Consider the following 7477-nt stretch of genomic DNA (forward strand, 5'->3'; position numbering starts at 1 on the left):
AACCACATCCGACAAATCAACGAACTCCCCGCTGACCAGATCAACCAGCGGAACCGGACTGTCCACGGTCCCCACCACAAGATCCGGCGTCACCGACTCCGGGTCTTCAATGAGCAGCGACTGCGGTGCGGTCCAGCCGTTCTTGCGAGCCAATGCGCTGAAGTCCGGCAGTGAGACCAGTTTCTGCTCCGATCGGCGGGTGTCGCCGACCGCGATCAAGTCTCTGCCGCCGAGCCGGACAGCCCGGATGTAGACGGCATCGCCGGTGCCGCGTAGCACGTGTCCCGACCCCGCCGCGAGCCACGACCAGAAGCCGTACTGGGCATGAGGTGTGGTCAACCTGCTGGAGAGCGGCACCTGGGACGAGTTCGTGACGAGCTCAATGCCCAACCGCGTTCCTCCTGGATCGGGGGTGAGCACGGTGCCGAGCACGGCCACGTAATGGGCCACGTCCGCTCGAGCATGGCGACGCAACGGCTTGTCGATGTTCTTCGCTGCGGAGGCGACACCACTGAGGCGTGGGTGACCTGGCATGGTTTCCGGCGTGAGCACGGGCAGCCGGGATCCGGTGAGGTCCGTCGCCGCCAGCTTCTGCATGGTGCGCGACCAACGGGCGGTCAGTTCTCTCCAGGCAGCGGGGTCCTGGTCTGTCGCCGTGCTCAGCTTCACGGCACGGTCCCTGATGCTCGCGAACTCCTGCCGTGCGGCGGCCACCCGGTCCCGTACCCGCTGTCCCTGTGTCCGCCCCAGGACGTGATCCTTGTGGGTGCGGAACTCAGGCGAGGTACCGACCAGCCCGTCCTCAACCGCCTTTGCCACCGTCTCCCCGGCGTGCAGCAGCGGCACGATCGTCGGCGCCCGATCCCGCAGTGCCATGTTGACAGCGGCCGGCTCACCGGTAGTCCGGAAGTACCGGGGCTCGTGTCCCGTCGAGGCAAACAGCGCCTCCGTGGCCGCCGCGGGGTTGGCGATCAACATGGCGAACAGCGGATCAGTGAGCACCCGCCGGCGGGTTGTGTCATCCAGGTTCACCGTTCCGAGCACGGCCAGCCGCGCCGCCAGTGCGGAGTCAGGCCGGTAGTCGATGCCGTGCACGAACGAGCCAGTGGTGGTGAACGGATTCTCTCCTCGCTCAAGATGGGCGGCGATGTCATCCAGCACCTCGTCCAGTCGATCGGGGCTCAGCAGCCGCACGGATCGATCACCGCGATCGCGGACAGGAGTCAGGCTGGTGGCAAGCACAGCGTCGTTGACCAGAGCGCGCACCTGCCCATGAAGACCGGAATCCGGCACGGCACCCAGCGCGTCGCTGACCCGCCGCAGTAGATCTGTTGTGGCGTCGAGGAGATCGTTCTGCTCAACACTGCCGGGCGAGGACAACGCGACCACGTCGGCGATCCACGACTTCAAGGCCTCCTGCGACAGCGCGAGATCACCGACGCCACTCATCGCGCCGGTGTACGCCGATGCCAGAGCCGGTGGGTCGTCCGTCATCGCGTCCGGCGCAGTGCCGGGCACCGCGCCGGGCACAGTGAAGCCGAGTGCCTGCGCGCCTGCCTGATCCACCAGCAGCCACACGATCCCGTCCGCTCCGTCCTCGCCCGGCCTGAACGGTTCGGAGGTCTTTCCAGTGCGGTACGTGAGCGTGACCGTCGGGCGCAGCTCCGCCCTGACGAGGTAGGCCTTGTGCGGCTTCTCCTTCACGGCCTCCGGTTCCGCCTCGGGTGTCTCGGACTTCTTCTCGACGAGCGTCTTCTCGACAGCACCTTCACCGATGAGACCCCCGAGCACACCGGCGGTGACGTTCACGGTCTGGTCGACCTCCTCGACCGTGTTGTCCACCGTGGACCTGCCGTTGTGCAGCGTGGCACCTGGGATCTCGCGGAGCTCTCGCTTTCCGAGATCGAAGGAGAGCCGCGCCGTGGCCACGGACTTGCTGCCGATGTCGACGACATAACCGTCAGGAGACAGACCTGTGATGAAGTGGTCGGCCAGCTGTGTCGCGGTCGTCGAGGCCAGCAGCGTGTAGGCACGGCCGGAATTGAGGTCGGGGACCAGCCCGATCAGGTACTTGTGCAACCCTTTGGCCGGGAACGGCAACGCCCTGATCGTCGTGTTGGCAAGCAGTTCCCGCCCCTGCGTCAGCTGACTCAGCGGGGTGTCGACCGTGTCCAGCGGAGCGCGGCTCAAGTCCATGATGGACGGTATTGCCGTCTGGATCGCCTGCGGAAGCTCGAAGCCGGGCAGGTCGTGCACCTCGTGCAGAGGTGCCTGCCGGAGGCCGGGTACGTGCTGGCGGTACATGCCGGAGCGGGCCCACGGGCGGACCTGCACGTAGATCTTCAACCCGCTGCTGAGGCGATCCACTCCACCGGAAAACTCGTAGCTCGCCAAGTTCTCGACCAGCGACCGATTCTCCTGCCCGCGGCCGGTCTCGGCCTCGAGCCCGGCATTCGGCGAGATCAGGCCTTCGGTCACCCGGGCACCGATCCACTCCGGCATGGACGGTGGCAGAGCGACACTGACCGCCCTGCTCCAGACCGACTTCTTGCCGGTGTTCTGCTTCCTGGTTGTCGTAACCTGGGCCCTGACCCCGAACTTCTCGGACGGGTCCAGACGCCGGTTGTCAGTGCGCTCCGCGCGTACCACGAGCATCTGTTCGAGCTTGCCCGGCTCGCCGACCCGTTCACCGAAGACGGGAACGCCGCCGTTTTGCATGTTGGTCAGCATCTTGAGCCCGCCGAGCTGAAGCTGCGTGCCGAATGTCTGAACCATTTCGTCATGCAGCCCGGCGTACTCCGCGCGCACATCGGGATCCTTGATCGTCTTCTCGTAGTCACGCAGCTGCGCGCGGATGTCAGTCATGATGGTGAGTGCCATGTCCGGCCGCAGCGGCTCAGGCGTCCCCAGCGCGAACTCGGCCTCCACGTCCTCTGGTGACTGCGCCGGCTCCGACTGACCGCGGTGCCGAGCCTCGTAAGCCCGGCGATCCTCCGGGTGGAGGTTGTGCTCGATGTCGTGCGAGCTGAGCTCGCCGATCGACGGGATCTCGCCGGCGGTCACCCACGCCTTCACCGCTCGCGGCCGGTACTTGAGCTTCTTGTTCTCGATCACCGGGCCGTCGTGGTGGCCCCCGAACGGTCCAGTCCAGCTGTGCTTGACCGATGTCGACAGGAGGTCCTGCTCGTCGACCTCGAACAGGTAGCCTCGCTCGACCCACTTGATCGTGGTCCGCGTTTCGACGGTGACGGTCTCGGTACTTTCCGATTCCCGTTGGTAGCCAAGGGATGCCTCAGCTTCCAGGGTGGCCTTCTCCCCGAGTCCGGCCTTGGCCCCTACCGTCGCCTCGGGCCCTGTCCGCCGCATTTCGCCTGACTTGACAGTCGTTCGGGTGACGTAGGTGCTGGCGAACTCGTGCTCGGGGTCCACGCCAATGATCCGGCCGTTACCGTGAGTGGTCGAGAGCTTCACCGTGCCGACGATCCTGCGGCTGCCGAACTCGACCGTTCCCGCGCCGCTCCTGTTGTAGTTCTCCACCCACAACTCGTCGCCAGGGCCCTCTGCCAGTCCCATGCGGCCCTCCCGCGACTGCCAGCTCACCCACTCCTCGAGCGCCCTCCGCGAGGCGTCCGCGACGCCGGCGTGTTCCGCTCCGCGCATGCCGAGTTGGACCGGTGTCTTGCCTGTCACCAGCAGTTTCGCGAGATCCTTCACCTTGTCCTTGAACTCTTCCGGCTCCGGAACGGCCAGCATGGCCATCGTCTCCGAACCCAGGTCCGCGAGCACGGCCTGCGAGTCGAGGTCGATCCGCTTCGGCAGGTCCATCACGCGCCGGAAGCTCGGAACCAAGGTCGTCGGCGTGCGAGCGTCGATCCACCCGGTCTCAGCGTCGTCCTCACGCGGACCGATGTTCGCCTCGCGGCCAGGCCGCTGCCGGACCGCGATTTCGATCTTGGCCGTGATGGTGGACCGCGTGTTGGCGGACTGTGGGCCGGCGGGCTGAGCATCCTGCGGATCCGGTGCCGGCTCCCGCCACCGCATCGGCTCGTCGAGATCATTCCAGTCTCTGCCAGTCCTCACCGTGAGCTCCAAGAGACCTTCGTAGAGGTGGACCGGGACGTCCTCTCCAGTCCAGGGGTGCTCCTCTTCCACCACCTCGGTCAGCTCGCCCTGCCGCTGTTTGGTGCGCGACACCTCGATTTCTCCGCCGAGTTCGGCGATCCCGGCGTCGCCTTCGACGGCGACCTTGAAGCCCTTCGAGCGCTTGCGGTCGTTCGTGAGCTTCGTCTGGTCGCTGGCCGAGATGTAGCCCTTCAGTTCCTTCTTCGACGCCACGCCCTTGTACCTGACCTGGCCAGGATCGGCTGCACCGCCGAAATACAGGTCCTTGTCCTTGCCCGGCAACGGGAATCGCTTCGGGTCACCACCGCGCAGCTCCTTCGCGTCCTGACGCAGGAACCGGCGCAACCGCCGCTGGAGGAGATTGACGTCGTCAGCGCCTGAGACGTAGCCAAGAGCGTAGAGATTCTGGACAACCTGAACGATGACGGCTTCACGAGCCCGTTCGGTCAGCCGCGATCGGCTCTGCCGGTAGTCAAGGACCTCGTCGCGACGCAGTCCGGAGGGATCCCGCTTCCCAGCCGGCGCACTGCCTTGCACGTTGGCGGAGCCGTGCGAGCTGCCGGAGTCGGAGTTGTCGGTGTCCTGGGGAGCGAACAACAGTACCGCGGCAATGGTGACGTGCAATGTCGGCGGCGAAGCCTCTCCACGGGAGTGCCGCCGGAACCGGTGATCGGTGCCTGCATCCTGAGAAGCGAGGTGGGTGTGTCCGTCCAGCTCCGACATCACGACCATGAACGGGAACACGCGTGTATCGTCGACGAAGTCACCCTTGACGCTCTCGATGAGCTCTTGCCGGACTGCGGACGCCCGCTGGACGAGGTTCTCGTTCACCTTGCCGGCATTCACGCTCAGTTCCAGCTTCGCACCCAGCGACTCGGCGAGAGTCTCGCCCGTGCTGACCCCGAGTTCGAAGCCCGCCGCGTGCTTACCGCTTTTCGTGACCGAATGCTCCTGGCTGCCGGACCGGATGTGTCGCACCGTTCGCTGCGCGGTGGTCGCCGGGTGGGAAGTTCCGCCTTGGTCTGGCAGCAGTTCCCGAGCCACCGTGATCTCGATCGGTTTCCGGCCCTGGAAGCTGAACGTCTTACTTTCCGGCTTGCCCTTGACGAGCTCTGTGCCGCACTTGGGCCCGAGCCCGTACAACCAGGTCCCGAGCTCGGTGACCTCGGGGTCATCCGCGCGCAGGCTCAGACTCTGCCTGATCTTGCGGAACACGTCCCCGATATCAACGAAGCGGGCGTGCTCAAGTGCCTTCAGCTGGCTTTGGAACCTGGCGTGGGTGCGTGCCCTGACCGACGCGTCAGCGTCAGCTGGGAACTCCGGGTACACCAGCGTTTCCGATGGGCGTCGATCTGTCCGCGGAGTGCCGGGTGCACTGCTCTCCGAGAGCACGCTGCTTTCTTCGATGTCGCGCCGCTTGGGCCACGACAACGTCATCGGAACAGACAACGTCCATTCCCTCGGCTCCGGCTGCGTCCTCTGGAAGTGCCCAGCCGGCGGTTGAATCCTCACCCGGTACTGGACGTCGTGCCGCGACTGGGTCCTCTGAGCACCGGGCTGAGAGATCTCGATGCGCTCCTGCGCCGTCTTTGTCGTCTCCGTGCCTCGTTCCGACGCGTTGCCGATGACGCCGGAAGCGGCGAAGGAGATGTTCACCGGACCGGCGGGAACCGTGCCCTGCAACGGGTTCAGCGGCTCAGAGGTGACCTGGCCCGCGGACACCTCTTTGGCTTCTTCGACCGTCTCCCCCTTCGTGAGATCGGCGGTGTCGTCGACGGCGTTCGACGGTGGTCCGATCCGAGGCACGTGCACTTCGATCTCGAAGCCGCGCCACACCTCACGAATGCCTCCGAGTGACCGGTCGAACTGCTGCTTGAGCTTCGTGTCGGTGAACGTTTGCCCGATCCACGTCTCCCAGTCCTTCTTGGTCTCCTTGAGGGCGACGATCTGGTCGAGGAGCGACGAACGGATCCGGGAGAAGTCCGGTTGATCCTTGATCTCCGGCTGTTCGAACCGCGCGCGATAGGCGCGTGCCTGCTCATCCCCGATCGAGGAGTAGCTGGAGCCACGCCGGCGTTTGCCGCGTGGAAGGAATGACGGCGACAGGTGACTGCCCGATGCCGCGGATTCCCGGCGCAACCTTCCTGGAACCGAACGGCCGGGAGTGAGGGGCTCGGGGGTGCGGGGCCGAGCGTCCCGATCCTCGATCCTGGGCGACGACTCGCCACGCCGAGGGACATCCAGCCTCTCGGTGTTCCCTGCCGGCTCGGCGGCGACCTCGCCACGCGAAGGCCCACTTGGCGTGGGCGTTGCCTGGGGCTGCTGCGGGTTGGACTCGGCCGGTGGTTGCCGATCGTGCTCGCGGTGCGGATCTGGTGCGGCCGGGACAACAGAGCCGGGAGGAAGCGGTGCCGTCACCCGCCCTTCCCACACGGGAGCGTCACCCGGTTCTGGCTGCGCGAAGCCGCTGATGTGCCATTCCAGCACCTCGGCATATCGGGGATCGTGCTGATCGTCGTCCGGATCGAGACGGTTCTGGTCGGCGTCCATGCGCAGGCGGCCTGAATCCACCTTCTCCGGATCCCACCATCCCATCAGGGTGCCCTCGACCCTCACCCCGCCGTCACCGCCGAGGTTTTCGTCCACCAGGCCGAGCATGTGCCCGTACTCGTGCGCGCCCTGCTCGGGCAGCATGCCGGGATGCCAGTTGTTTTGGTCGATGGGGCGGCTCGGATCCATCGTCACCACGTGATGCACGAGCTGGCCGGGACGCCACGGGAGCACCTTGAACACCAACCGATCACCGTTGGGCCTCTTCAACGGCACCCCGTACGGCCCTCCCCGGTTGAAGTAGTACTCGACACCTAGCTGCACGGCCCGCAACGTCTCCCGGTGGGTGCGCTCGTCATACCGCCCGTCCGGATCCAGCACGATCCACGTCGTCAGCTCGGTGCCAGGACCCTTCTCGTCGACGAACCGCCGCACTTCGAACCCCGAACGCTCCACCGGAGGCACGGAAAGGTGCTTGATCCTCCTACGCCCAGGCTCACCCGGAATCTCCACCCACTCGAACTCACCTGGTCGGCCGCGAATCCGGCCGCGCTGAACCGCGGGCCCAACGACCGGCTCCTGGGCTGCGACCACGACGCCATGGTCGGGTACCAGCGTGTTCCACGACGTGGGAAACGCGGCACCGATGGGCGCACCGGAATCGCCGCCCTGCAACTCCACGACCCTGGAAGCACCCGGCAAGCCGCCATCACCAGCCAGCACCTGCCCAACCGCCGCGCCCTCATCAGCAAGACCACCACCCTGCACAGCCACGGCATCAGCCAACCCACCCTGTTCGGGATCC

General features: G+C 66.1%; 2 protein-coding genes. One reads left to right on the forward strand and one right to left on the reverse strand.

Annotation, left to right across the window (positions count from 1 at the left end; all coding sequences use genetic code 11):
• Positions 1-7128 (reverse strand): hypothetical protein (locus IEZ09_RS45445; protein WP_370467813.1); only part of this gene is annotated, 7128 nt, incomplete at its 3' end.
• 144 nt (positions 7129-7272) lie between these two features.
• On the opposite strand from IEZ09_RS45445, the gene IEZ09_RS47270 reads away from it, so the two are divergent.
• On the forward strand, positions 7273-7477 hold a 205-nt coding region (locus IEZ09_RS47270; RefSeq protein ID WP_229813554.1), incomplete at its 3' end, for a hypothetical protein.

Source organism: Lentzea flava (assembly GCF_014648475.1).
GTDB lineage: Bacteria > Actinomycetota > Actinomycetes > Mycobacteriales > Pseudonocardiaceae > Lentzea > Lentzea flava.